Source organism: Streptomyces sp. CNH189, assembly GCF_000527195.1.
Window position 1 is genome coordinate 63495 of record NZ_AZUS01000007.1, and the last position, 25520, is coordinate 89014.

Here is a 25520-nt window from a genome sequence, read left to right on the forward strand (position 1 = left end):
CCCTCGCGTCAGCCCCGTGCGGGGAGTTCGGCCTCGATCAGGTCGGCGGCCCTGCGGGTGCCGCCCTCATCCGCCATCTCCGCCTGGACGCTCTTCAGGCGGCGGGCGACCTCCGGGTCGTCGACCAGGGCGAGGGCGGCGGTGCGCAGCGCCTCGGCGGTGGCCTCCTCGGTGGGCAGGTGCCGGGCCACCCCGAGCGCCTGGAGCATGTCGGCGTTGCCGAACTGGTCCACCGCCTGCGGTACGGCGATCATCGGGGTGGCCGTGGCCAGACCCTCCTGGCTGCCGCCCGCCCCGGCGTGGGTGACGAACAGGTCGGCCTGCCTGAGGATCGCGAGCTGCGGCACCCAGGAGCGCACCTCGACGTCGGGCGGCAGGTCGCCGAGCTCGGCGGGGTCGACGTGCTTGCCGACCTGGAGCACCAGGTGCCAGCCGGTCAGTCCGCCGAACGCCTCGACGCACCGCCGGTAGAAGGCCGGCTGCTTGGTGAAGGACGACCCGAGCGACACCAGGACGACCTTCTCGGCGCCGGCGGGCCGCTGCCAGTCCCCCTCGGCGCCGCGGTCGCCCTGGCAGGCGCCGACGAAGGAGTACACCGTCTCGTCGACCCGGTCGGCGTTCGGCTGGAGGGCCTTCGGGATCAGGACGAGGGAGCGGGCGGGGCGGCCCCCGAAGTCCTCCGGGCTCGTGGTGATCCCGTTCTCCTCCAGCCAGGCCCGGAAGCGGGCCTGGTACGCCTTGCCGCGTTCGGTCCTGTTCGGCTCCTCCCACATCGGCTCGGCGACCTCCTTCTCGTAGCCGTCCCACGCGACCAGGTTCGGTGAGAGGGAGACGGCGGGCACGCCCCAGCGGTGGGCGAGCACGCGGGCCGGGTAGGAGGTGATGTCGTGCAGCACGAGGTCGGGGGTGTCGCCCTCGTAGGCCTCGATGAGCTGCGGGAGCGCCTGGATCGCGTCCGCGAGGAACGGCTCCACGTTGTCGAGGAGGGTGGTGCCCCAGGCCTCGGGGTCGTCGTCGGGGCCGGGCAGGGTGGAGTTCCACAGTCTGGGTTCGGCGCCCGTCCCGGCGACCTTCTCCGCGAAGAGCGGCGGGATCGCGTAGGTCACCCGGTGACCGCGCGCCACGAGCTCGCGGATCACCTCGAGGCTGGGGTTCACGTGCCCGTGGGCGGCGATGGAGAACATGGCGATGTGCGCGGGAGCGGTCATATACCGACCGTAGACGAGACGATACGTCTCGTGCAACCGAATTGGCCGGCGGCCGGGCGAGGGAGGGGAGTCCTCTTCCGGAACCGGCCGACGGCGCGCGGGGGGGTCCGCACGGCCGCGCCCCGCGCCTGCGCCGGCAGGGCGGCCGGGAAGGCGAGCCGCGTGCTCCGACGGTCGCCCGGGGAGGGCCTCCGCGGGCGGCGGCGCGGGGGACCGCGGACGCGCTCCCCCGCGCCGGGCCGTGCTCACCGGCCCGGGCATCCCGGCCGGGCGGCCGTACCCGCGTGCGCCGCCGGGTGCTAGGGGTCCCACCGGGAGGACTCATCTTCCGTAGGGCGGCGGTCCCGCCGGAGGGCTCACCCCCGTCGGCATGTGACGGTCGTTCCGCCGGGAAGGCTCACCTCCCGCCACCGGGCAACCGCCGACCCACCGGGAAGGCTGACCTCCCACCCCCGGGCGACGGCGGTCCCGCCGGGAAGGCTCACCTCCCACCCCCGGGCAACCGCCGACCCACCGAGAAGGCTCACCTTCCGCCACCGCGTGACGGTGGTCCTGCCGGGAGGGGTCACCTCTGGTAGCGGGCGAGTACCAGGTTGCCGTCGTCCTCCAGGCGGGCGCGCAGCTCGCCCAGGCCGATCGCGCCGCTGTAGTACTCCTGGAGCGCCGGGGTGGCGACCTTGTCCTTCCACTCCGGGTAGCCCCGTACGGACTGGGCGGGGGCCGGGCGCAGGTGGGCGGCGAGGGCCGTACCGGTGGCCCAGCCGTGCTCGGGGGTGCGCAGCGCGGGGTGGGCGAGGGCCTGGCGGCCCGTGGGCAGCATCCAGTCGCCGAGCGCGAGGCGGACCATGTTCCGCGGCTGGAGCAGGAAGTCCAGGAAGGCGACGGCCTCCTTCTTGTGCGGGCAGTCCTCGGCGACGGAGAGCGTCTGCGGGCTGACGCCCTGGGCGAGCCCGCCGGTCCCGGCCGGTGCGGGCAGCACCTGCCAGTCGAAGCCCTCGGGCGCCTGCTGGACGATCTGCTGGCGGTAGGAGAAACCGAGCGGCACCATCGCGTACTTCCCCGCGAACAGGCCGGGCAGGGTGTCGGAGCCGCCGCTGCCGAGGGTGGTGGGTGAGGCGCTGCGGTCGGTGTTCACCTGTTCGTGGATCGTGCGCGGGACGACCTCGTCGCCGTCCTCGAACCGCACGGTGACCTTGCCGTCGGCGTCCCGGTGGAAGAGGTGGCCGCCGGCGGAGAGGGACAGGTTGAGCGTGGCGGACACCGGCTCCTTGAGAGGCCAGGCCACGCCGTATCTGCCGTCGCCCGACAGCTTCTTCGTCACCTGCTGGAACTCCGCCCAGCTCCAGGGGTGTCCGGGTGTCGGGACGCGGACTCCGGACTCCTTCAGCCGGGCGGTGCCGGCGATGAGCACGCGCGGCTCCTGGAGGAAGGGGACGCCGTAGACGCCGTCGCCGAAGGTGACGGACCGCCACGCGAGCGGCGGGATGTCGGACCTGAGCCGCTCGGGCAGCAGGTCCGTGAGGTCGGCCAGGTGGCCCCCGTAGGCGAAGTCGGCGAGGTCGTCGGAGGCGTCGTGGACGATGTCGGGGGCCTCACCCCCCTCGAAGGAGGTGAGGAGCTGGTCGTGGACGCTGTCCCAGCTGCCCTGGACGTACTCCACCCGGACGTCGGGGTGGGCGGCGTTCCACTCCTCGACCAGTTCCTTGGTGGCCTCGACCGACTCCTGCTGCCAGGCCAGGGACTGGAAGCGCAGGGTGATCCGGCCGTCGTCGCGGGTGCCGCCGGAGGAGCAGCCGGCCAGCAGCAGGGCGAGCGCGAGGGCCGCGACGAGAAGCCTGGTGCGGGTCATCAGCCCTTCACCGCCCCGGCGAGCACGCCGCCCGTGATGCGGCGCTGGATGAGTGCGAAGACGAGCAGGGACGGCAGCGTCGCGAGGAACGCGGCGGCCGCCAGCGGGCCCAGGTCGGCCACCCCCTCGGCCCCGATGAAGCGGGTGAGGAGCACCGGCAGGGTCTGCTGCTCCGGCGTCTTCAGCAGGACGAGGGCGAAGAAGAACTCGTTCCACGCGGTGACGAAGGCGAACAGCGCGGTCGCCGCGATCCCCGGCGCGAGCAGCGGCGCCGTCACCGACACCAGGATGCGCAGCCGCCCGGCGCCGTCGACGGCCGCGGCCTCCTCCAGCTCGGCCGGCACGGCGCGGACGTACCCGGTGAGCATCCACAGGGCGAAGGGCAGCGCCCAGACGACGTAGACCAGCACCAGGCCGGGCAGGGAGTCGATGAGCCGCAGGTTCTTCAGCACCAGGAACAGCGGGATGATCAGCAGCACGAACGGGAACGCCTGGCTGACCACCACCCAGCCGGTCGTCGCGCGGCCCAGGACGGTGCGGTGCCGGGCCGTCACGTACGCCATCGGGGTGGCCACGGTGACCGCGACGACCGCCGCCGCGGAGGCGGTGAGCAGAGAGTTGAGGGCGGCCCGCAGCAGCGGCTGCTCGTCGAAGGCCTGCCGGAAGTTGGCGAGGGTGGGGTCCTCGGGGATCCAGGTGGGGTGCAGCCCGGCCAGCTCGGCCGGGGGCTTGAACGCGGTGGACGCCAGCCAGACGAGCGGGAAGGCCAGGAAGACCAGGTACGCGAGCAGCGCGGCGTACTGGCCGGCCCGGGCGGCGGTGCGGGTCCTCATGTCTCGTCGCCTCCCTTGAGCCGGCCGGCGAGGAAGACGGCCAGCAGGACCGAGATCGCGGCGACCATGACGCAGCCCATGGCGGCCGCGTAGCCGAACTGCCCGTACCGGAAGGCCTCTTCGTAGGCGAACAGCATGGGCAGCCGGGTGCGTCCGCCGGGGCCGCCGTTGGTCAGCACGTAGACCAGGGCGAAAGAGTTGAGGTTCCAGATCAGGTTGAGCGCCGTGATGGCGAACGCGACGGGCCGCAGGGCGGGCCAGGTGACCGTGCGGAAGCGGCGCCACGGTCCGGCGCCGTCCACGGCGGCGGCCTCGTGCAGCTCGCGCGGGGTGTTCTGGAGCCCCGCGAGCAGTGCCACCGTCGTCTGCGGCATCCCCGCCCACACGCCGACGACGATCACCGCGGGCAGGGCGGTGGCGAGCCCGCTCAGCCAGTCCCGGTCGCCGCCGAACCCGAGGTCGCGCAAGGTCTCGTTGAGGATGCCGGCGTCCGGGTTGTAGGTGATCCGCCACATGATGCCGACGACCACCTCCGGCATCGCCCAGGGGACGATGGCGAGGGCGCGGGCCGCCCAGCGCAGTCTCAGGTCCTGGTTGAGCAGCAGGGCGAGGCCGAGCGCCAGCAGGAACTGCGGCACCGTCACACCCACCGCCCACACCAGGCCGATGCGGAACGACTCCCAGAACAAGGTGTCCTGGAGCAGGTCCTGGAAGTTCAGGGTGCCGATCCAGCGGGTCGGCCCGGTACGGCCCGACTGGGCGTCGGTGAAGGCCAGCAGGACGCCGTAGAGCAGCGGGCCGACGCTGAGCACCAGAATCGGGATCAGCGCGGGGAGCACCAGGAACCACGGGCCGTGACCGGCGGCGCGCCGCACGCGGCGGTCCGGGTCGGGCGCGCGGGGTTCGGATCTCCTCGCCTCGGTCACCGAGGTCACGGCATCAGCCCCTTCGCACGGTGGGGGGTGGGCCCGGTCATGGTCGTGAACCTGCCATCCCCCGTCAAGGGCCCGCGCACACCACCCGACCTGTACGAATGCGAGACTGACCGGCGAAGGGCCGCCGGACGGCGGCGTCCGGCGGGACGGCGGGCTCAGGGCGGACACGGAGGCGGGACGATGGACGAGGCACGGGCGCGGGAGGTCCTGGACGCCGCGGGGGTGCTTCCCGGGGGCGCCGGGGACGCGCGGCTGCTGGCGCTCGGGGAGAACGCCGTCTTCGCGGCCGGCGACCTGGCCGTCAAGGTGGGCCGGGACGCCGAACTGCTGGAGCGGGCCCGCCGGGAGCTGGCCGTCGCGGGGTGGCTGGCGGAGCAGGGCGTGCCCGCGGTGCGGCCGGCCGTACCGGAGGCGCTGCTGGTCGACGGGCACCCGGTGACCGTCTGGCACCGGCTGGCGGAGCCGGTGCGGCCGGCGGGCCCCGCGGACCTGGCCGCGCTGCTGCGGCAGGTCCACGCGCTCCCCGCTCCCCCGTTCGCCCTGCCGCCCCGCTCGCTGCTGGACGGCGTCGAGCGCTGGCTGCGGCTCGCGGGCGACGCCGTCGACCCGGCGGACGCCGCCTATCTGCGCGAACGCCGCGACGGATTCGCCGAGGCCGCCGCCGCGCTGACGCCCCGGCTGCCGCGCGGGCCCATCCACGGCGACGCGCTGACCCGCAACGTGCACGTCGGTCCGGACGGACCGGTCCTGATCGACCTGGAGACCTTCTCCTCGGACCTGCGCGAGCACGACCTGGTGGTGATGGCCCTCTCGCACGACCGCTACGGGCTGCCGGACGAGGCGTACGCCTCCTTCACCGGGACCTACGGCTGGGACGTGCGGGAGTGGGACGGCTGCTCGGTGCTGCGCGGGGCGCGTGAGACGGCCAGCTGTGCCTGGGTCGCCCAGCACGCCCCGGGGAACCCCAAGGCGCTGGCCGAGTTCCGCCGCCGGGTGGCGTCGCTGCGGGACGGCGACGAGACGGTGCGCTGGTATCCGTTCTGATCGGGCCGGGTCAGGAGGCGGTGGGCCGCAGGGGCTCGCCCGCCGGCTCGCGCAGCGGCCAGGTGCTGTCGACGACGGCGGCCGGGTCGCCCTTGCGGCGCAGGAAGTCCTGGAAGTCCGCCGCCCAGGCCGCGTACCACTCGATCTGACGGCGGTGCAGCTCCCCCGGGCCGAGGGCCGCGACCTTCGGGTGGCGGACGGCTATCGCGCAGGCCAGCCGGGCGGCGGCGAGGGCGTCGGCCGTCGCGTCGTGCGCCGCGTCGAGGACGACGCCGTACTCCGCGCAGACCGCTTCGAGGGTGCGCTTGCCGCGGCGGTAGCGGTCGACGGCGCGGTCGATGGTGTACGGGTCGATGACCGGGGCCGGGTCGGCGCCGCCCAGGCGGTCGCGCAGGGACGGCAGTCCGTACCGCCGCAGTTCGGCGGAGAGCAGGCTCAGGTCGAAGGAGGCGTTGTAGGCGACGACCGGGACGCCGGTCTGCCAGTAGGCGGCGAGGACGCCGGCGATGGCGTCGGCGACCTGGTCGGCGGGGCGGCCCTCGGCGGCCGCGCGCTCGTTGCTGATGCCGTGGACCGCGACCGCGTCGTCCGGGATCGGCACGCCCGGGTCGGCCAGCCACTCACGGCGCCCCAGCGGCTCCCCCGCCCGGAGCTCGATCACGGCTCCCGTGACGATCCGCGCCTCGCGCGGGTCCGTCCCCGTCGTCTCCAGGTCGAAGCCGATCAGCAGCTCCCGGTGCCAGCCCATGGGCTGTCCCCCTTCTGTGTGGTGCGTTCCCCCAGTGGCTTTCACCCTGACACGCGCCACTGACAATCAGAGGATCGCATTCCGCTTGCTGAGAGAAACGGCCCGGCCCGGCCCCGAGCGGTACGGCCCGCACGAGCCCGGACAGTCACCCGCTTTCAGGACACCGGCCGCGAATCCGCCCACATCAGCTCGAACTCCTCGCGGTAGGTGGGGAACAGGCCCCCCTCCTCGATCTCGCCCGGCTTGACCACCTTGGTCCCGTTACGCAGGACCAGCACCGGCGCCTCCATGCCGCGGACGCGCCGCAGGTGGTTCTGCACCACGGCGATGCCGTCCGAGCCGTCGCCGTCCACCAGGTAGGCCGTGCAGCGCGGCGTCTCGTCGTACACCTGGATCTCGAAGGCGCCCGGGTCCCGCAGCCGCGACCGCACGCGGCGCATGTGCAGGATGCTCATCTCCACGGAACGGCCCAGCTCGCCGCGCTTGATGCCCAGTTCGCGCTCGCGGCGCTTGACCGCGCTGGAGGCCGGGTTGAGGAACAGCAGCCGCACCCGGCAGCCGGACTCGGCCAGCCGCACCAGCCGGCGCCCGGAGAAGTTCTGCACGAGCAGGTTCAGGCCGATGCCGATCGCGTCGAGCCGGCGGGCCCCGCCGAATATGTCCTCGGCCGGGAACTGGCGCAGCAGCCGCACCCGGTCCGGGTGGACGGCGACCACGTCCGCGTACCGGTCGCCGACCAGGTCCTCCACCGCGTCCACCGGCAGCCGGCGCGCCGAGGGAACGTCGCCGCCCGCGCCCAGCATCTCCAGCAGCCGCGCGGAGGCCCGCTCGGCCTGGTTCAGCACCGCCTCGGACAGCGCCCGGTTGCGGGAGACCACGTTGCGGGTGACCTCCAGCTCGTCCAGGGCCAGTTCGACGTCCCGGCGGTCGTCGAAGTACGGCTCGAAGCACGGCCAGTGCTGCACCATCAGCTCACGCAGCTGCGGCAGGGTGAGGAACGACAGCACGTTGTCGTCGGCCGGATCGAGCAGATAGCCCTTGCGGCGGCTGACCTCGCGCACGGCGACCGCGCGCTGCACCCACTCCTGCCCGGCGGGCCCGGCGGCGGCCACCACCCAGTCGTCGCCGTGCACGGGCTCGTAGATCGGCCGCAGGACGGCGGCCACGACCGCGCGCAGCCGCTGCTCGACCAGATTCAGCCAGATGTAGGCCCGGCCGGCCCGCTGCGCGCGGGTGCGCACCTCGCGCCAGGCGTCCGCGCCCCAGTCCAGCTCCGGCCCGATCGAACCCGCGTCCATCGGCCGTGCCAGGGACACCGCACCGGGCGGGACGTCCGTGGAGCCGCTCCCCTCGTGACCCTCGTCACCAGGGGGCAGTTCCAGCCCTCCCGACCCCACCCGCGCACCGCCTTCCGCTCCCCCGAGCACTCCCCGTCCTGACGATCAAGGAGAGTACTCCGCCTGCGGTGCACGGTGCAGCCCGATGGACAGGGTCGTTTCCCAACTTCCCCCGTCCAAGCGACCGTTCCGCCCTCCGCGGGACGGCGAGTGAGCGGTTTCATAGCGGATTCGCGAGGTGTGCGGTCGTCGGCGGCGAGGGCCGGGGTAGAAGGTTCTTCCCGCCCTTTCGGGGAGACACGGAGACACTCGGACCCAAGGCGTCCCCACCGGCGCCGTACACCTGAAAGAGTCGTGTCCATGCAGGTCTGGCCTGGCGAGGCATATCCGCTCGGTGCCACGTACGACGGCGCCGGAACGAATTTCGCGGTCTTCACGGAGGCCGCGGACCGAGTAGAGCTGTGTCTGCTGCACGACGACGGCTCCGAGACCGCGGTCGAACTGCGGGAGAGCGACGCGTTCGTGCGGCACGCGTACCTGCCCGGGGTCATGCCCGGGCAGCGGTACGGCTTCCGTGCGCACGGGCCGTACGCCCCCGAGAGAGGGATGCGCTGCAACTCCTCGAAACTGCTGCTCGATCCGTACGCGCGTGCGATCAGTGGCTCGATCCAGTGGGGCGAGGAGGTCTACGGCTACCACTTCGACGACCCCGAACGGCGCAACGACCTGGACTCGGCGCCGCACACGATGACGTCGGTCGTGGTCAACCCGTACTTCGACTGGGGGGACGACCGGCGCCCCCGGACGGAGTACCACCACACGGTGATCTACGAGGCCCACGTCAAGGGCCTCACCATGCGCCACCCGGGGCTCCCCGAGGAGCTCCGCGGCACCTACGCGGGCCTGGCGCACCCCGCGATCGTCGAGCACCTGACCGAGCTCGGCGTGACCGCGCTGGAACTGATGCCGGTGCACCAGTTCGTGAACGACCACCGGCTGGTCGACATGGGGCTGAACAACTACTGGGGCTACAACACCATCGGCTTCTTCGCCCCGCACAACGCCTACGCGTCCTGGGGCGACCGGGGCCAGCAGGTGCTGGAGTTCAAGTCGGCGGTGAAGGCGCTGCACGAGGCCGGGATCGAGGTGATCCTCGACGTGGTCTACAACCACACCGCCGAGGGCAACCACCTGGGCCCCACGCTGTCCCTCAAGGGCCTCGACAACCCCTCGTACTACCGGCTGACCGACGACCCCCGGTACTACATGGACACCACGGGCACCGGGAACTCGCTGCTGATGCGGTCACCGCACGTGCTCCAAATGATCATGGACTCGCTGCGGTACTGGGTCACCGAGATGCATGTCGACGGGTTCCGCTTCGACCTCGCGGCGACCCTGGCGCGGCAGTTCCACGAGGTGGACCGGCTGTCGTCGTTCTTCGACCTGGTGCAGCAGGACCCGGTGGTCTCCCAGGTGAAGCTGATCGCGGAGCCCTGGGACGTGGGCGAGGGCGGCTACCAGGTGGGCAACTTCCCGCCGCTGTGGACCGAGTGGAACGGCAAGTACCGCGACACCGTGCGGGACCTGTGGCGGGGCGAGCCGCGCACGCTCGCGGAGTTCGCCTCCCGGCTGACCGGCTCCTCCGACCTCTACCAGGACGACGGGCGGCGCCCGCTGGCCTCGATCAACTTCGTCACCTGCCACGACGGCTTCACCCTGCACGACCTGGTGGCCTACAACGACAAGCACAACGAGGCCAACGGCGAGGACAACCGGGACGGCGAGAGCCACAACCGGTCCTGGAACTGCGGCGCCGAGGGCGACACCGACGACCCGGACGTGCTGGGGCTGCGGACCCGGCAGATGCGGAACTTCATCGCGACGCTGATGCTCTCCCAGGGCGTGCCGATGATCAGCCACGGCGACGAGCTGGCCCGCACCCAGCGCGGCAACAACAACGCCTACTGCCAGGACAACGAGCTGGCTTGGCTGGACTGGCCGGAGGGGGAGGACGAGCCCGAAGAGGGGGACGTCCGCCGGCAGCTGCTGGAGTTCACCCGGGCGATGGTGTGGCTGCGCAAGGACCACCCGGTCTTCCGCCGACGCCGCTTCTTCCACGGCCGGCCGGTGGAGGGCACCCACGACGACCTCTCCGACATCGCCTGGTTCACCCCCGAGGGCGCGGAGATGATCCAGCGGGACTGGGACTCGGCGCGGGCGTCGGCGCTGACGGTGTTCCTCAACGGCAACGCCATCTCCGAGCCCGGGCAGCGCGGGGAGCGGATCGCCGACGACTCGTTCCTGCTGATGTTCAACGCCTCCCCCAAGCCGCTGGACTTCGTGGTGCCGGTGGACCACGGCGCCCAGTGGCAGGTGGTGGTCGACACCGCGCGCGCGGACGGCGTGCCCCCGGGCACGGGTCCGAAGGTGTCGGCCGGCACCCGGCTGACGCTGGCCGACCGCAGCCTGACGGTGCTGCAACGGCCGGCGTAGAGGGCGGAGAGGCTGAGGATCAGCCCCTCCGGCGTTTGAGGGGCGGGGTCCGGGACGGAGCCCCGGTGTCGGGACGGGAAGGGGCGGCGGGGGCGGAAAACCACCGCTCACACCCCCGAACGGAGCAGCGGTGGCACGAGACGCGCCTACGCGGGTACGTACGTCCCCATGACCCCTGAGCGCCCTGACCCGGCAGTCCCCACGGCGACCTACCGGCTGCAGCTCCAGCCCTCCTTCCCGTTCGCGGCGGCCGCGGAGGCCGTCCCGTACCTGGCCTCGCTCGGCGTGTCCCATCTGCATCTGTCGCCCGTCCTGGAGGCGGTGCCCGGCTCCCAGCACGGCTACGACGTGGTGGACCACGGGCGCGTACGGGAGGAGCTCGGCGGTGAGGAGGGGCTGCGGGAGCTGTCCCGCACCGCGCGGCGGCACGGGCTGGGTCTCGTGGTGGACATCGTCCCGAACCACATGGCGATGTCCCCCCGCCACAACGCGGCACTGTGGGAGGTGCTGCGCGACGGACCGTCCTCGCGCCGCGCCCGCTGGTTCGACGTCGACTGGGAGGCGCAGGGCGGGCAGGTGCTGCTGCCGGTGCTCGGCGGCCCGCTCGGCGACGAGGCGGACCGGCTGAAGGTCGACGGCGACGTCCTGCGCTACTACGACCACGCCTTCCCGCTGCGCGAGGGGACGGCGGGGCTGCCGCTGCCGCAGCTGCTGGACGCGCAGTGGTACCGGCCGGTGTGGTGGCGGCTGGCCCGCACCGAGCTCAACTACCGGCGGTTCTTCAGCATCTCCGAGCTGATCGGGGTGCGGGTGGAGGACCCCGAGGTGTTCGAGGCGACGCACGGGAAGATCCTGGAGCTGCTGCACGGGGGCGTGGTCGACGGGCTGCGCGTGGACCATCCGGACGGGCTCGCCGACCCCGACGGCTATCTGCGGCGGCTGCACGAGGCGACGGGCGGCCGCTGGACGGTGGTGGAGAAGATCCTCGCCGACGGCGAGCCGCTGCCGCCCTCCTGGCCGGTCGCCGGCACCACCGGTTACGACGCCCTGCGCCATGTCGACGGGGTGTTCACCGACCCGGCCGGGTTCGGGGAGCTGCTGGGCCGCTACCGGGCCTTCGCGGCCCCGCAGACGGACCGGGGCGGCGACTGGGACGCCACGGTGCGGCGGGCCGCGTACAAGGTGCTGACGCATGAGCTGGCCACCGAGATGGACCGGCTGACCCGGACGGTGAGCCGGCTGTGCGCGACCGCGCCGGAGACCGCGCTGCGGGACCGCGCGCCCTGGGCGTTGCGCACCGCCCTGCTGGAGCTGCTGGTACGGCTGGACGTGTACCGCCCGTACGCCTCCGTGGACGCGGCCTCGGTGGTGACCGAGGAGGCCGCGGACGGGGCCCGGCACGCGTTCGCCGTCCCGGAGGAGGCCGGCGCGGTGGACGTCGTACGCGACCTGGTGCTCGGGCGGTACGGGGACGGACCGGCGTACGTGGAGTTCCGTACGCGGTTCGCGCAGACGGCGTCGGCACTGCGGGCCAAGTCCGTGGAGGACACGGCGTTCTACCGCTACGTTCCGCTGCTTTCGGCGACGGAGGTGGGCGGCGAGCCGGGCGGTCCGGCGGTGGACCCGGACCGGTTCCACGCGTACTGCGCGCGCGCGCAGCGCGACTGGCCGGTCACGGGGACGGTGCTGTCGACGCACGACGCCAAGCGCAGCGCGGACGTGCGGGCGGCGCTGCATGTGCTCACCGAGTGCCCGGAGCGCTGGGCGGACCTCCTCGCCGAGGTGTCCCGCACCGGGGACGGGGTGCCCGACGCCCAGCTGGCGTGGGCGGCCTGGCAGACGGTGTTCGGGCTGGGACCGGCCGACGAGGAGCGGGTGCGGGCGGCGCTGCTGAAGCATGTGCGCGAGGCGGGCCTGTTCACCAGCTGGACCGAGCAGGAGCCGCCGTACGAGGAGGCGGTGGCGGGGTTCGTGTCGGCGGGCCCGTGCGGGGTGCCGGGCCGGAAGGTGGCGGAGTTCCGCGCGTCGCTGGAGCCGCACATCCGGGCGAACGTGCTGGGCGCGGCGCTGGTGCACCTGACGATGCCGGGCGTGCCCGACCTGTACCAGGGCACCGAGCACGAGTACCGGGCCCTGGTCGACCCGGACAACCGGCGGCCGGTGCGGTTCGGGGAGGACGGCGGCGACAAGGAGGCGGTCACGCGGGCGGCGCTGGCCCTGCGGGCACGGCGGCCGGAGCTGTTCGGCGAGACGGCGTCGTACGAGCCGCTGACGGCCGAGGGCCCGGCGGCGGCGCACTGCCTGGCGTTCGCCCGCTCCGGCGAGGTGATCACCGCGGTGACCCGCCTGTCCCTCCGCCTCGCCGAGTCGGGCGGCTGGCACGACACCCGCCTCCCGCTCCCACCGGGCCGGTGGGCCGATGTACGGGACGCGGGCCGGGAGTTCGGCGGCGAGGTGCTGGCGGCGGAGCTGTTCACGGCGTTGCCGGTGGCTCTGCTGGAGAGGGTGCCGGAGTGAGGTAGGCGGAGGCCCTCGTGGGCACGCGCACGCGAGGGTCTGGGGGCGGCGTGCGGGGCCGGTGGGGGGCTCGGGCGGGTGCGGCGGGCCCGGGGCGGCGGGTGTGCGGGCGGGGGCCGGGAAGTGCCTCCGGGCGCCCCCTGACGGCTCCCCCTCGGTGCCCTTGACACCACCTCGTGACCGTGGGGTACTGCGCAGTGCGGATGCGGGCGGTGACGGGGGGTGGGTCCGCTGCGGGAGTCGCGCTATCCGACGGTGGCCGAGCTGGTCTTCTCCGCCCGGGCGCTGGCCGTCCAGTGGCCGGGGCTGTGTGTGCTGCGACAGGTGGGCGTCTCCCGTGCGGGACGGCCCCTGCACCTGCTGTCCGTCGGACGCGCCCGTAGCGCCGTCCTCGTGGTGGCGGGCGCCCACGCCAACGAACCCGCGGGCAACGGCACGTTGCTGGCGCTGGCCCGGCGGACCCTGCAGCAGCGGGAGCTGCGCGACGGCATGTCGTGGCACTTCCTGCTGTGCGCCGACCCCGACGGGGCGAGCCTGCACGTCACACCGGCCCCGCTCAGCCTCTACGACTACCACCTCGGCTTCTTCCGTCCCGCCGGGCCGGAGCAGCCCGAGTGGGCCCCCTCGGTGCTGCCGGCCGACCGGCTGCCCCCGGAGACCCGGGCGCTGACCGGGGTGATCGACGAGCTGCGGCCCTTCCTCCAGGTGTCCCTGCACGGCACCGATCTGGGCGGCAGCTGGGTGCAGCTGACCCGGGACGTGCCGGGGCTGGCGGAACCGTTCGCCAAGTCCGCGGCCGAGCTGCACATACCGGTGGAGACGGGCGCCTCGGACGCGGCGGGCTGGCCCGCGTCGGGACCCGGGGTGCACGTGATGCCCGCGCCGGAGGCCGCGCCGGCCTACCCCAGCCTGTCCGACGACGCCCGGCACAGCACCTGGTACCACGCGCACCGCTACGGCGGGCTGACCGCGGTGATCGAGGTGCCGATGTGGGCGAGCGACCTGGTGGACGACCCCGCCCCGCATCCGGCGCCGGACACCGCGATGCACGCGCTCGCGGAGCGGCTGCTGCGGGACGCCGGGGAGGTGCGGCACGTACTCGAAGGTGCGCGGCCCCTGCCCGGTGACACCGACGGCCCCCTGCTGCGGGCGGCCACCTGGGTGCTGGAGCTGGTCCCGGGGCTGGCCGCCGACCTCGCCCACACACCGCCCGCCGACGGCACCCGCGCCTACGTCGGCAGCGTGGACGCCTTCGCCCGCCGGGTGCCGCTCCGGGCGGCGGCGATGCTGCGCCGCGCGCTGCGGCACACCGACGCGCAGGCGGCGGCACGGCTCGACCAGCTGGTCGCCCAGTGGAGCGACGCCTTCGCCACCCGGTTCCGGGCCCGTTGGGTACCGGTGCCGCACCAGGTGGAACACCAGTCCCGCACGGTGGTGGCGGCCGCACGGCAGGCGCGGGTCAGGCTGTGACCCCCGGGACCGGGCGCTCGGGGTCGTCGGCGATCCGCCGGGCCAGGGATGACGGCGTCGGGCCAGGGATGACGGCGTCGGGCCAGGGATGACGGCGTCGGGCGGGACGGGGGGCGACATAGGACCGCTCGGGGGCTGAGGGCCAACACCCGGGGAAGCCCGCCCGGGCTCCTGTCCGGCTGTGATCGGCAGCGGGCGCGGGGCGCAGGGGGTGCGGGTCCGGTGACCGGGCCCGTCCCCGGGCCTCTGGACCCGCAGGCCCAGGGGCCGGTGCCCGGACGGGCACGCGGCACGGTGACGACACGCCCGCTGGGCCAGTGCGCGGGCAGGCGTGCGGCACCGTGGAATGCCCGCCCGGGCCGGTCCGGCCGGTGGCCGGGCAACGGGCGTCAGGCCCCACCCGGGGGTCGACGGACCGGCCCGTCAGGTCGTGGGACGGGGCCTGCGCACGAGCCGGTGGGCAGGCACGCCCCGGGCAGATGAGCGGGCACTCCCCGGGCAGACGAACGGGCACGCCCGGGGCAGATGAGCGGTCACGCCCGGGCCCGGTGGGCGGGCGTGACCTACGGACCGTCCAGTGCGAACAGCGCCCCCGTGCGGGCGCGCAACGTGCAGGTGTTCGGGAAGGTTTCCGTGTAGTCCACGGGGCGGTCGCGCCACATGCCCTGGGCGTGGGCGGTGACCGGGGCGTAGATCATCGGGCAGAGGGCGTCCTCCGCGGGAAGGGCCGTGATGCGGCCGTCCGCCGCCGTCAGGTCCGCGCAGGCCTCCTCCGCGTGCGGGTGGCCGCCGCCGGGCGGGTCGCACCGCAGCATGGTGCCGCCGTCCGCCGCGGCCGGGGCCTCCCCGTGGCTGACGCCGAGCATCAGCCAGTTCGCGGACTCCTCCGGCGGGGTGTCGGCGTGGGCCGTGGGTGTCGCGCCGGCGAGCAGGAGGAAAGCAGCGGCGGCCAGTCCTGCCCGTACCGCTGTCACTGAGGTGTGCGTCATTCCCGGTGCATCGGCACGGCGGGCCCCGGACCCCAGCCCGGCTCACCCGAACGGGAGGGCCCCGGTGTCCGCCGTACCGCCAGGGCGCACGCGGCGAGCACCACCCGGGCCTGGTACTCCGCCTGGCGGTCCACCGGGATCCAGCGGGCGCCGAGCGCGTCACGCAGGTCGGCGCAACGCGCGTCGATCAGCCGGTCCAGCCGGGGCAGCGCCCCGACGGGATCGCGTCCGGCGCGGGTGACCAGCTGGTGCAGCAGCCCGGCGGTGCGCAGCGCCAGGCGCCGCCCGGCGAGCCTCAGGGCGGCGAGGCGGGCGGTGGTCATGGGCGGCAGCGGATGCGCGGAATCGTTTCCGCAGTCGGGGTCCCAGGCGTCGGCGAGGCCGGGACAGACCAGCAGGTAGTCGTCGACCGGGGCGAGCAGCCGGGCCGCGTCGGGCACACCGGTGAGGTACGGGCGGATCCGCTCAGCGAGGTCGCCGAGCATGCGGGTGTCCTGGCGCAGGGTGCGGCTTGCGGAGCGCAGTTCGCCGTCCGGGTCGGGGTGCGGTGCGCCGTCCTCGACGGCCGGCACGGCCCACATGGGCGCCTCCACGACCGCGGTGACCGTGCCGTACCCGTACGGGTGGAACCACGTCGACTCCACGGCCGCCTCGGTGATGGCGGCGGCGAGGTCCCGGCGGCGCGGGGGCGGGATGCGGTAGACGGCGGGGCCGAGGCCGGGCCAGTACAGGGCGTCGTACGCGCCGAGTTCACGCGGAACGCCGTGGCGGGCGGCGAGGGCGGCCACGCGGCGGTCCAGGCCCGGCAGGTCGTGGGTGAGTTCGACGAAGCCGCCGCCGACGTCGACGCCGTGCAGGGAGCACTGGAGGAAGGGGCGCAACTCGTCCTGGAGTGCGAGCAGCGCGCGGGTCTCCGGGAGCGCGGCGGAGGCGGCGCCGTCGGGCAGCCACTCGGGCTGTTCCAGGAAGCCGGGGCGGAAGAAGTTCCGGTAGTGCCGGCCGAGGGTGTACGGGCCGGTCAGCCAGCGTTCGTTGCGGCGAAGGCCGTCGGGGTCGAGGCAGAGCAGCAGGTTCCAGGTGACGTCGGCGCCGTCGGTGAACCGGCTGTCGGCGAGGGCGTGCTCGGCCAGCCGCAGCACGGTCGCGCCGCCCACCGGTTCGTTGGCGTGCGGACCGGCGACGACGAGCGCCTGACGGCTGCCGTGGCCGACGCGGAGCAGCCACAGCGGGGTGCCCGCGCGGGAGACGCCGACGCGGCGCAGTCGGGCGTCGCGGGGATGCCTGGCGGCGAGGGCGGCGGCCCGGGCGCCGAGTTCGTCGACGGTCGGATAGCTCAGGAGGGGCGTCAGGTCACACCTCCACGAAGCGACGCCGTCGTCCACCGGATGTACTGGCCGTGCGGGCAGTGCGGGCAGTGCGGGCAGTGCGGTGAGCACCGGGACGTGCAGATAGCGCCGGGTAGCGCGGGAGCACTCCGAGTGCACCGCACACCTACAGTCGGTCACGCATCATGGGGCCGCGTCAACACCGCGAACCCCCAACAATGCCTGACGAAACATCAGTTGACGGCGAGCCGGTAGCTGATCCGGCCGAAGCCGACCTGGTCGCCGTCGCGTACGACGGCCGCGCCGACCACCCGACGGCCGTTCACCGTCGTGCCGTTGGTGGAGCCGAGGTCCCGGAGGACCCACAGACCGCCCTGATGGCGGAGTTCGGCGTGCACCCGGGAGACCGTCTCGTGTGTCAGCCGCAGCCCGTTGGCGGGGTCGCGCCCTATCCGCAGCGGATGGCCGTGCGCCGGGTGCGGCAGCAGCAACTTCGGCAGCTTCTCCGCCTGCCAGGCCCGGCGCAGCCGGACGGTGAACCCGGAGACGGCCTCGACCGTGCCGAACACCGCACGCGAGAGGCGGTTCTCGCGCGGGAGGTCGGCGGTGAGCGCGGCGAGTTCGTCGGCGCGCCGCGCGGTGAGCGCCAGTTCCATGCGCCGGATGAACGTGTCGTGGGACAGGCGGCCCTTGGCGACGCCGTCCCGCAGCACGCTCAGCGCCTTGTCCCGCTCCGCGTCGGACAACCGCGCGGGGTACGTGGAGAACTCGAAGGACGACGTCACGCTGTCGATTGTCGGTCAGTCACGGCCGGGCTGTCCAGAAACCGCGGAAACGGACGCCCTTCGCACGCACGCCTCGTACGACACCCGCCGCAAAACGGCGGATCCCCCGGCGAATTGATCTCTCATGCCGCACGATGGAGGCGCTTCATCACGGTGAGCAGACGAAGGGGAACCGTCCGTGCAGTTCGAGGTGTGGGCACCACAGGCCGGCCGAGTGACGCTCCGGTGCGACGGCGTCACGCGCGCGTTGGAGCGCGATCCGGAGCGGGAGGGGTGGTGGCGGGGGGAGGCCGAGGCGCACGACGGCTCCCGGTACGGCTTCACGCTGGACGACGGGCCGGTGCTGCCGGACCCGCGCTCGCGCCGCCAGCCCGACGGGCCGGACGGACTCAGCGCCGTCGTCGACCACGACGGCTTCTCCTGGCGGACCGGGTGGACCGGGCGCCCGCTGCCCGGCGCCGTGCTGTACGAACTGCACGTCGGCACCTACACCCGCGAGGGCACCTTCGACGCCGCCGCCGAGCGGCTCGGCCACCTCGCCGACCTCGGCGTCACGCACGTCGAGTTGATGCCGGTGTGCCCGTTCCCGGGCCGGCACGGCTGGGGGTACGAGGGCGTCTCGCTGTGGGCGGTGCACGAGCCGTACGGCGGGCCCGAGGGGCTGAAACGGTTCGTCGACCGGGCGCACGCGCTCGGGCTCGGCGTGGTCCTGGACGTGGTGCACAACCACCTGGGCCCGTCGGGCAATTACCTCCCGCAGTTCGGCCCGTACTTCACCGACACCCACCAGACGCCGTGGGGCGCGGCGGTCAACCTGGACGCGCCCGGCTCGGACGAGGTGCGCGCGTACCTCGTGGACAGCGCGCTGGCGTGGTTGCGGGACTACCGGATCGACGGGCTGCGCCTGGACGCGGTGCACGCGCTGGTGGACACCCGCGCGCGCCACTTCCTGGAGGAGTTGTCGCAGGCCGTGGACGCCCTGGCCGGGGACACCGGCCGGCCGCTGTTCCTGATCGCCGAGTCGGACCTCAACGACCCGCGGGTGATCACCCCGCGCGAGAACGGCGGCTTCGGGCTGCACGCGCAGTGGAACGACGACTTCCACCACGCCCTGCACACCGCGCTGACCGGTGAGGCGCAGGGCTACTACGCCGACTTCGCGCGGGCCCCGCTCGCGGCCGTGGCCAAGACGCTCACCGGGGGCTTCTTCCACGACGGCACGTACTCCAGCTTCCGGGGCCGGCACCACGGGCGCCCGCTGGACCGGACCCGGGTGGCCGCGCACCGGCTGCTGGGCTACAGCCAGACGCACGACCAGATCGGCAACCGCGCCCAGGGCGACCGTCTCGCCGCGCTGGTCTCCCCCGGGCTGCTGGCCTGCGCGGCGGCGCTGACGCTGACCGCGCCGTTCACGCCGATGCTGTTCATGGGCGAGGAGTGGGCGGCGGGCACGCCGTGGCAGTTCTTCACCGACCACACCGACCCGGAGCTGGCGAAGGCGGTCAGCGAGGGCCGGCGCCGGGAGTTCGCGGCGCACGGGTGGGCGGAGCAGGACGTGCCCGACCCGCAGGACCCCGCCACCCGGGACCGCTCCTGCCTGGACTGGTCGGAGCCGGAACGCGAGCCGCACGCACGGGTGCTGGGCTGGTACCGGCGGCTGCTGGAGCTGCGCCGCGAGCAGCCGGACCTCACCGATCCCGACCTGGCCGACACGAAGGTGGCCTACGACGAGGAGCAGCGCTGGCTCGCCTTCCGGCGCGGTGACGTCCGGGTCGCCGTGAACCTCGGCGACCGCCCGGCCGACATCCCGCTGGGCATCCGCGACGCCCGCGTCCTGGCGGCCTGGGAGCCGGTCGGCCCCCCGGGCCCGAACGGCGTCCTGCGCCTCCCGGCGGAGTCAGCGGTGGTCCTCCTCCAGGAGTAAGGCGGAGCACCCCGCGACCGGGGGCCGGCCCCCGTGAATCACCCTCGGGGGGTGCGCGGCGGATCTCACCGGTCCGGGGCGGGGGCGGGAGCCTGCGTGGGTGGGAGCCCCTTAACCGGGCCCCGGGCCCGGTCACGGGGCTGCGTCGCTGTCTCTGAGATCCGTGACGCGTTCCAGCATGATGGGTTCCCAGGCGCGCCGCAGGCGGGTGCGGAGGAGAGGCAGCAACGCCTTGGCGTCATGGGCGAGGGCCTCGGCGAGCTGGACGACACAGTCGCAGCGGGCGAGCCACAGGCCGCGCAGGCAGGGGCGGGCGCCGTAGCCCGCGAGGGTGGCGGCGCGGACGGCGGCCGGGGCCCCGAGCGCGCGGGCCAGTCCCGCGATGTCCTCGGCCGGGTCGCCGATCACCGCCGCGTCCCAGCCGAGGACGCCGCGCACCCGGCCGTCCGCGCCGACCACGAGGTTCCCTCCGGTCAACGCGTGGTGGACGAGGACCGCCGAGCCGGCCTGGGCGGCGAGCTGGACCGTCGCGGCCGGAGTGAACTGGCGCAGCCGCCCGGCCTCGAACTCGTCGGCCTCGGCGAGTTGTTCGGCGGCCTCCGCGCCGGCCCGGCGCAGTGCCTCCAGGGACCGCGGCGGCACCCGGGGCACGCCCAGTGCCTCGGCCTGCCGGGCCGGCACCTGGTGCAGCCCGGTGAGCAGTCCCGCCAGGTCGGTCTCACCGACGGCGGACACCCTGTTCTCCTCCGCCGTCCCGCCGGGCAGCCGGGTGTCCAGGGTGCACAGCAGCCCGGGCGCCCACTCGGCCTGCGCCACCCCGACGGGCAGCGCCACCGGGACGTACGGGCGGACCAGCTCGCGCAGCCTCAGCTCGCGGCGGCGGCGGGTGCTCGCCGCACGGTCCGGGGCGAGGCGCAGCACATGCCGGGTGCCGACCCACCACGTGGTGGACCCTGCCCCCTCGACGGGCCTGAGGTCGGGCTCGGCGGAGGTCGCGTCGCCGGTCTGCCCGCCGTCCTTGAGCAGGGTTCGGGCCAGTCGGCGGACGGTGTCCGCGGTGGGTGTCGGTGCCTGGGTCATGGTCGCGCCATTGCCGTTCGGAGAGGCAGGGAGGGACGGGAGGGGCCGCTCAGTCCACCATGACCATCTCCCGCGTGGTGTCGTTCAGCCGCCGCCCGCCGTCCTCGGTGACCGTCACGATGTCCTCGATGCGCACTCCGAACCGCCCCGGCAGGTAGATGCCGGGTTCGACGGAGAAGCACATGCCGGGGACGAGCGGCTGCTCCTCGCCCTCGATCATGTACGGGGGTTCGTGGGTGGTGACGCCGATACCGTGCCCGGTGCGGTGGACGAAGTACTCGCCGTACCCGGCGTCGGCGATGACCGCGCGGGCCGCCCGGTCGACGTCCTGGCAGGCCGCCCCCGGCCGTACCGCGCGGAAGCCCGCCTCCTGCGCCTCGCGCACCAGGTCGTGCACCCGGCGCTCCTCCTCGGTGGGTTCGCCGACGTGCACCGTGCGGGAGGTGTCGGAGCCGTAGCCGTCCTTCAGCCCGCCGAAGTCGAGGACGACCATGTCGCCGCGCCCGATGCGGCGGTCGCCGGCCTCGTGATGCGGGTTGGCGCCGTTCGGTCCGGAGGCGACGATGGTGAAGTCGACCTGCGAGTGGCCGAAGCGGCGCAGCAGACCGGCGAGATCGGCGGCCACCTCGGACTCGAGGCGGCCGGCGAAGGCGACGTTCCTGATCTCCTCGAACGCGGCGTCGGCGGCGGCACCTGCCGCGGCGAGCCGGTCCAGTTCCGCCGGGTCCTTCACGGCGCGGAGCATCGGCAGCGCCTCGGTGAGGGAGACGTAGGCGGTGCGGGGCAGTGCCTGCTGAAGCCTCAGCAGGTGCAGGGCCCAGGCGTTGTCGCTGACGCCGAACCGTCCCTCGGCGTCCAGCAGGGCGGCGGTGGCGGCGTAGGGGTCCTTGCCGTCGGTCCAGTCGCGCAGGGCGAGGGCGGGAGCGCCGGCGGCGCGCTCGGCGTCGGGTGCCTCCAGGGTGGGCACGACCAGCACGGGTTCCCGTCCGGCGGCCAGGACCAGCAGGGTGAGCCGTTCGGTGACGGCGGGGGGCGTGTACCCGGTGAGCCACACCATGTCCGGGCCCGGGGCGACCAGCAGTCCGGCCAGTCCCGCGTCGGCGGCCTGCCGCGCCGCCCGGTCCATGCGGGTTGCGTAGTCGTCGGTGGTGAAGGACGCGGGCGCGGTGCCGGTCATCCGGGGTGCCTCCCAGGGCGGACGTCGGGGCTACGGGCAGCATCCTGCCCGCCGGACGGGTGCGGCGCGAGCCGGTTCGCGGTGTTCGTCCCGCCGATCCGCACCCGGCCGGCGGGCACCCCGTTGCCCCACACCCCGGCCTAATGCTTGGATCACGGTCAACCATTAACGGCTCGGCCGAGGAGGCTTACGACCGTGCTCGTACTCGCGCACATCAGCGACCTGCACCTGGACGGCACCGCACGGGCGACGGAGCGGGCCCGCAGGGTGCGCGACCACCTGTGGGGGCTGCCGGTCCCGCCGGACGCGCTGCTGGTGACCGGTGACATCGCGGACCACGGCACCGAGACCGAGTACGAGGAGGCCGCCGCCCTGCTCGGGCTGCGCGACGGACACGCCCCGTTCCCCGTGCTGACCTGTCCGGGCAACCACGACAGCCGGGGGCCGTACCGCAAGGCGCTGCTGGGTCTGCCGCCCGCGGACGGGCCGGTCAACGAGGTGCGGGTGCTGGACGGCGCCGCCGTGCTGATGTGCGACTCGAGCGTTCCGGGCGAGGACGAGGGCGCCCTGGACGACGCGACCGTCGCCTGGATCGGGTCCACCCTGGACGGGCTCGACGCGGGACTTCCGGCGCTGCTCGCCTTCCATCACCCGCCGGTGCCGCTGCACCACCCCTTGCCCGACGCGTATCCCCTGCGCGAGCCGGAGCGGCTGGCCGGGCTGCTGGCGCGCCACCCCGAGGTCGTGGCGCTGATCACCGGTCATGCCCACACCCCCGCCGCCACCACGTTCACCGGCCGGCCGGTGCTGGTGGCGCCGGGTGTGACCTGGACGCTGCGGCTTCCCTGGGAGGGCGAGCAGCCGGCCGACCGGGACGCCCCGGTCGGGCTCGCCTTCCATGTGCTGGACGACGAGGGGCGGCTGACCAGCCACTTCCGGGTGGTCACGTGAGGATGCCGGGGACGGCCGTCAGCTGCCGGTAACCGCCGCCGGGGTGGCGCACGGTCAGTTTCACCTCGTCGCCCGGGCGTGCCCGGGACACGGCGCGGGCCAGGTCGGCGGCCGAGTCGACGCGGGTGGACCCGAAGGCCAGCAGCAGGTCGCCCTGCTCCAGACCGGCGGCGGAGCCGGGCCCGGGGACGTGCACGCCGACCACCAGGGCGCCCGGTCCACTGTCGTCGGCCACCTCCACGCCGAGCCGGGCGGCGACGGGTGCGGCCGGTGCCTGCCGTGGTGCCGGCGCGCTGGGAGAGGACGCCCCGGCGGCCGGAGACAGGCCCGCCTGCCGCGTCAGTTCGGCGAGCCCTCCCCCGCCGGCCAGCGTGGCCCCGAGCACGCCCAGACCGACGCCGGCCAGCAGCAGCACCAGGCCCGCCGCCGTGCCCAGCAGCGCGGGCAGCAGCCGCCTCGGCCGCTTCGACGTGCCGTCCCCGGGAGGGGCCGGCTCGGGAGACTGCTGCGGCCCGACCCGGTCCCCCGGCATCGGCCGGGGCCGCAGTACAGGTTGTTCCATGATGTCGCCTCCGCCGGACGTGCCGGCCGTCAGGGGGACCGCCCGAGGTCGGGGCCGGCCGTCAGACGAGAACGGGGGGTGCCGGTGAGCGGTGGGCCACGAAGCCGTGCACCCGGCCCGAGAGGTACTCGTCCTTGTACCGGTCGACGCTGCGGTGCCAGTTGAGGATGCCCGCCATCCAGTTCTGCAGGTCGGTCACATAGCCGCGCATGACCGTCCGCGCCTCCTCCGACAGCTGGAAGTCGTCGTAGACCACGGGCAGTTCATGCTCCACCACATGCTCGAACTGGCGCATGCGCTGGTTCATCAGGTCCGCGACCACGGACAGCGCGGTCGGGTAGTCGATGCCGAAGAAGTTCTGCACGACGAGGACGGCGTTGTGCATCTCGCCCTCGAACTCGATCTCCTTCTGGTACGAGAAGACGTCGTTGAGCAGGCAGGCGTAGTCGATGGCCGCGTTCTCCAGGGAGCGGACCGGGCCGGTGCGGTAGACCTCGGGCGGGACCGCCGGTCCGTGTCCGGCGCGGCACAGTCCCAGGGTGAGGTCGGAGCCGAAGGTGGCGCGGCGCATCTCCAGGTAGTCCACCGGGTCCGGGACGCGGTTCTGGATCTGGTTGGACAGCTCCCACACCCAGGACTCGGTCATCGTGTCGACGGCCGCCCTCAGGGGCCGCCGCTGCTCGGGGGTCATGCCGGCCGTGGTGCGGGCCCACAGGTCGATCAGGGACCGCTCCATGGCGTTGGCGGGGGGCGGGACCTCCTCGCCGTCCAGCGGCATGCAGGCCGACAGGCGTGCCGTGGTCAGCCGGGCGGCGGCCAGGTCCCGGCGGTGGCCGTAGACCAGCGGGTAGTAGTCGTCGCCGTAGGTGCCGAAGGCCAGCCAGCCGGAGGCGAGGTCGAGCTGTTCCTGGGTGGCGTCCGGGTCCAGGCCCGCCGCGCACAGGGGCAGGTCGCAGCTGGCGAGCTTGTCCTCGTCCCAGACGCCCTCGCTGAGGATGCCCATGCGGTGCGACCACTCCAGCAGGTGCCGTCGTGATCCGTCGAGGGCGGGGCTGAGGGTCAGCGGGAACGGCATCCGGATGTCCGGGATGACCGACGGCCCGACCTTCTGGTACGGCACGTGCCGGTAGGGGCGCAGCCGCTCCGCGCCGGCCCTCGCCAGCAGCGCGCCGACGTCGGCGGCGGACGTGCCGGGGCCGGTGAGGGACTGCCAGGAGGCGCCGGGCCGGGCGTTCTCGTTCATGTAGCGGCTGGAGCGCAGGTGCCATTCGTGGCCGCCGGACTGCCAGTCCTGCAGGCCCTTCGCGTACGCGGCGACGGCCGCGGTCCCGGGCGGGGTGAGCCCGTTCTCCAGGGCGACGGCGGGGACCTCGGTGAAGGCCGTGTGCTCGAACTGGTGCAGCCGCGAGGTGAGGACGTCGTTGACCAGGTCGGCGGCCTCCTGGGTGGTGCAGCCGAAGAAGGTCTCCAGGACGAGGACGCCGTTGCTCAGCTCGCCCTCGTCCTCGACCTCCCGCTGGTAGGAGAACAGGTCGTTGCGCAGGTGCACGGCGTCGGAGAACGTCTCCATCAGCACCCGCAGCGGGCGGGTCCCGGCGACGGCGGGCGGCACCTCCGCGGTGGCGTACTCCACGAGTCCGGCCGACCAGGGGGCGCCGCCCACCTTGCGGCGCATCTCGATGTACTCGACGGGGTTGGCGATCCGCCCCTCGTTGATGTTGGACAGCTCCCACAGGGACTCGTTGAGGAGGTGCTCGGTGGCGACGGCGAAGCGGCGGCGCCAGTCCGCGGACATGGCCGGCACGGTGCGCGCCCACAGGTCGGCGAGGCCCGCCTCGACCGGGTTCTCCGGCTCGGGGACGGGCGCCCCGGGCTCCAGGGGCATGAACAGCGGCAGCCGGTCCAGGTGGGCCTTGCCGCCGACGCGGTCCTGGGTGCGCTTGTACTTCTCCAGGAAGTGGTCGTCGAAGAAGAACACCCACACGTACCAGTCGGTGATCAGGGACAGCGCGGGGCCGTCGCAGTCGGGGTGCGTGTAGGCGCAGAGCAGGCCGTAGTCGTGCGCGTCGAGATCGGCCTGCTCCCAGACCCCGCTGCCCTCCAGCATGCCCATCTCGCGCGCCCAGGCCGTGGAGTGGGCCCGGGCCTGGTCCACGTGCGGATTGAGGCGCGCGGGGTGCGGCATGTAGAAGTGCGGGAGTTCGAAGGGCTGCGTCATGGCCGGGGGCTACCCGCGCCGCTCCGGCCGCATCCGCCGGCCGCTTCGTGATCACACCTTCGCGTGAACCGT

General features: G+C 74.0%; 19 protein-coding genes. 6 read left to right on the top strand and 13 right to left on the bottom strand.

Annotated elements, in window-relative coordinates; translation table 11 throughout:
- Nucleotides 1–8: 8 nt before the first annotated feature.
- The 4 genes from mgt to B100_RS0111840 all read right to left on the bottom strand — a co-directional run bounded on the left by mgt (nt 9) and on the right by B100_RS0111840 (nt 4825).
- Nucleotides 9–1208, bottom strand: coding sequence for a macrolide-inactivating glycosyltransferase (gene mgt, locus B100_RS0111825; protein ID WP_024884645.1), 1200 nt, complete (start codon nt 1206–1208; stop codon nt 9–11).
- Between the two features lie 565 nt (nt 1209–1773).
- Nucleotides 1774–3057 carry an ABC transporter substrate-binding protein gene (locus B100_RS0111830; RefSeq protein ID WP_024884646.1) on the bottom strand — a complete coding sequence of 428 codons (1284 nt, stop codon included), beginning with the start codon at nt 3055–3057 and terminating at the stop codon, nt 1774–1776.
- Nucleotides 3057–3890 (bottom strand): carbohydrate ABC transporter permease, encoded by an 834-nt coding sequence (locus B100_RS0111835; RefSeq protein ID WP_024884647.1) that lies wholly within the window; start codon nt 3888–3890, stop codon nt 3057–3059. The genes B100_RS0111830 and B100_RS0111835 overlap by 1 nt, the downstream gene beginning before the upstream one ends.
- On the bottom strand, nt 3887–4825 hold the full coding sequence (locus B100_RS0111840; RefSeq protein ID WP_024884648.1) for a carbohydrate ABC transporter permease: 939 nt from the start codon (nt 4823–4825) through the stop codon (nt 3887–3889). The genes B100_RS0111835 and B100_RS0111840 overlap by 4 nt, the downstream gene beginning before the upstream one ends.
- A 180-nt stretch (nt 4826–5005) precedes the next feature.
- On the opposite strand from B100_RS0111840, the gene B100_RS0111845 reads away from it, so the two are divergent.
- Nucleotides 5006–5869: an aminoglycoside phosphotransferase family protein gene (locus B100_RS0111845; RefSeq protein WP_024884649.1), complete on the top strand. Its 864-nt coding sequence runs from the start codon at nt 5006–5008 to the stop codon at nt 5867–5869.
- Between the two features lie 10 nt (nt 5870–5879).
- Here B100_RS0111845 and B100_RS0111850 read toward each other — a convergent pair whose 3' ends face one another.
- Nucleotides 5880–6617, bottom strand: a complete 738-nt coding sequence (locus B100_RS0111850; RefSeq protein WP_024884650.1) for a 3'-5' exonuclease — start codon at nt 6615–6617, stop codon at nt 5880–5882.
- A gap of 155 nt (nt 6618–6772) precedes the next feature.
- Nucleotides 6773–8014, bottom strand: coding sequence for an SAV2148 family HEPN domain-containing protein (locus B100_RS0111855; RefSeq protein ID WP_024884651.1), 1242 nt, complete (start codon nt 8012–8014; stop codon nt 6773–6775).
- A 300-nt stretch (nt 8015–8314) separates the two neighbouring features.
- Here B100_RS0111855 and glgX point away from each other — a divergent pair, with 300 nt between their 5' ends.
- The 3 genes from glgX (at nt 8315) to B100_RS0111870 (ending at nt 14437) form a co-directional block, all read left to right on the top strand.
- On the top strand, nt 8315–10450 hold the full coding sequence (gene glgX, locus B100_RS0111860; protein WP_024884652.1) for a glycogen debranching protein GlgX: 2136 nt from the start codon (nt 8315–8317) through the stop codon (nt 10448–10450).
- 168 nt (nt 10451–10618) lie between these two features.
- Nucleotides 10619–12967, top strand: coding sequence for a malto-oligosyltrehalose synthase (treY, locus tag B100_RS0111865; protein WP_024884653.1), 2349 nt, complete (start codon nt 10619–10621; stop codon nt 12965–12967).
- A gap of 222 nt (nt 12968–13189) precedes the next feature.
- Entirely contained in the window at nt 13190–14437 is a 1248-nt protein-coding gene (locus B100_RS0111870) for a M14 family zinc carboxypeptidase (RefSeq protein WP_024884654.1), read from the top strand.
- 563 nt (nt 14438–15000) lie between these two features.
- Here B100_RS0111870 and B100_RS0111875 read toward each other — a convergent pair.
- The 3 genes from B100_RS0111875 to B100_RS0111885 form a co-directional block, all read right to left on the bottom strand.
- Nucleotides 15001–15426: an SSI family serine proteinase inhibitor gene (locus B100_RS0111875; RefSeq protein WP_024884655.1), complete on the bottom strand. Its 426-nt coding sequence runs from the start codon at nt 15424–15426 to the stop codon at nt 15001–15003.
- Nucleotides 15423–16808, bottom strand: a complete 1386-nt coding sequence (locus B100_RS0111880; protein WP_024884656.1) for a M14 family zinc carboxypeptidase — start codon at nt 16806–16808, stop codon at nt 15423–15425. Before B100_RS0111880 ends, B100_RS0111875 begins: the two co-directional genes overlap by 4 nt.
- 176 nt (nt 16809–16984) lie before the next feature.
- Nucleotides 16985–17536 (bottom strand): FHA domain-containing protein, encoded by a 552-nt coding sequence (locus B100_RS0111885; protein WP_024884657.1) that lies wholly within the window; start codon nt 17534–17536, stop codon nt 16985–16987.
- 178 nt (nt 17537–17714) lie between these two features.
- Between B100_RS0111885 and treZ the strand changes: the two genes are divergently transcribed.
- Entirely contained in the window at nt 17715–19460 is a 1746-nt protein-coding gene (treZ, locus tag B100_RS0111890; protein WP_024884658.1) for a malto-oligosyltrehalose trehalohydrolase, read from the top strand.
- A gap of 132 nt (nt 19461–19592) precedes the next feature.
- On the opposite strand, the gene B100_RS0111895 is transcribed toward treZ, so the two are convergent.
- On the bottom strand, nt 19593–20540 hold the full coding sequence (locus tag B100_RS0111895; RefSeq protein WP_024884659.1) for an aminoglycoside phosphotransferase family protein: 948 nt from the start codon (nt 20538–20540) through the stop codon (nt 19593–19595).
- A 49-nt stretch (nt 20541–20589) separates the two neighbouring features.
- A complete protein-coding gene (locus B100_RS0111900; RefSeq protein ID WP_024884660.1) occupies nt 20590–21717 on the bottom strand; it encodes an aminopeptidase P family protein in 1128 nt (375 codons plus the stop codon).
- 195 nt (nt 21718–21912) lie between these two features.
- Here B100_RS0111900 and B100_RS0111905 point away from each other — a divergent pair, with 195 nt between their 5' ends.
- Entirely contained in the window at nt 21913–22668 is a 756-nt protein-coding gene (locus tag B100_RS0111905; protein WP_024884661.1) for a metallophosphoesterase, read from the top strand.
- Here the strand turns inward: B100_RS0111905 and B100_RS0111910 are convergent.
- Together B100_RS0111910 and cyc2 are read right to left on the bottom strand one after the other, a co-directional pair.
- The gene (locus tag B100_RS0111910) at nt 22661–23230 is read right to left on the bottom strand and encodes a PDZ domain-containing protein (protein ID WP_024884662.1); all 570 of its coding nucleotides are present in this window, start codon (nt 23228–23230) and stop codon (nt 22661–22663) included. The genes B100_RS0111905 and B100_RS0111910 overlap by 8 nt on opposite strands.
- A gap of 61 nt (nt 23231–23291) precedes the next feature.
- Nucleotides 23292–25448, bottom strand: a complete 2157-nt coding sequence (gene cyc2, locus B100_RS0111915; RefSeq protein ID WP_024884663.1) for a germacradienol/geosmin synthase Cyc2 — start codon at nt 25446–25448, stop codon at nt 23292–23294.
- Nucleotides 25449–25520 lie beyond the last annotated feature (72 nt).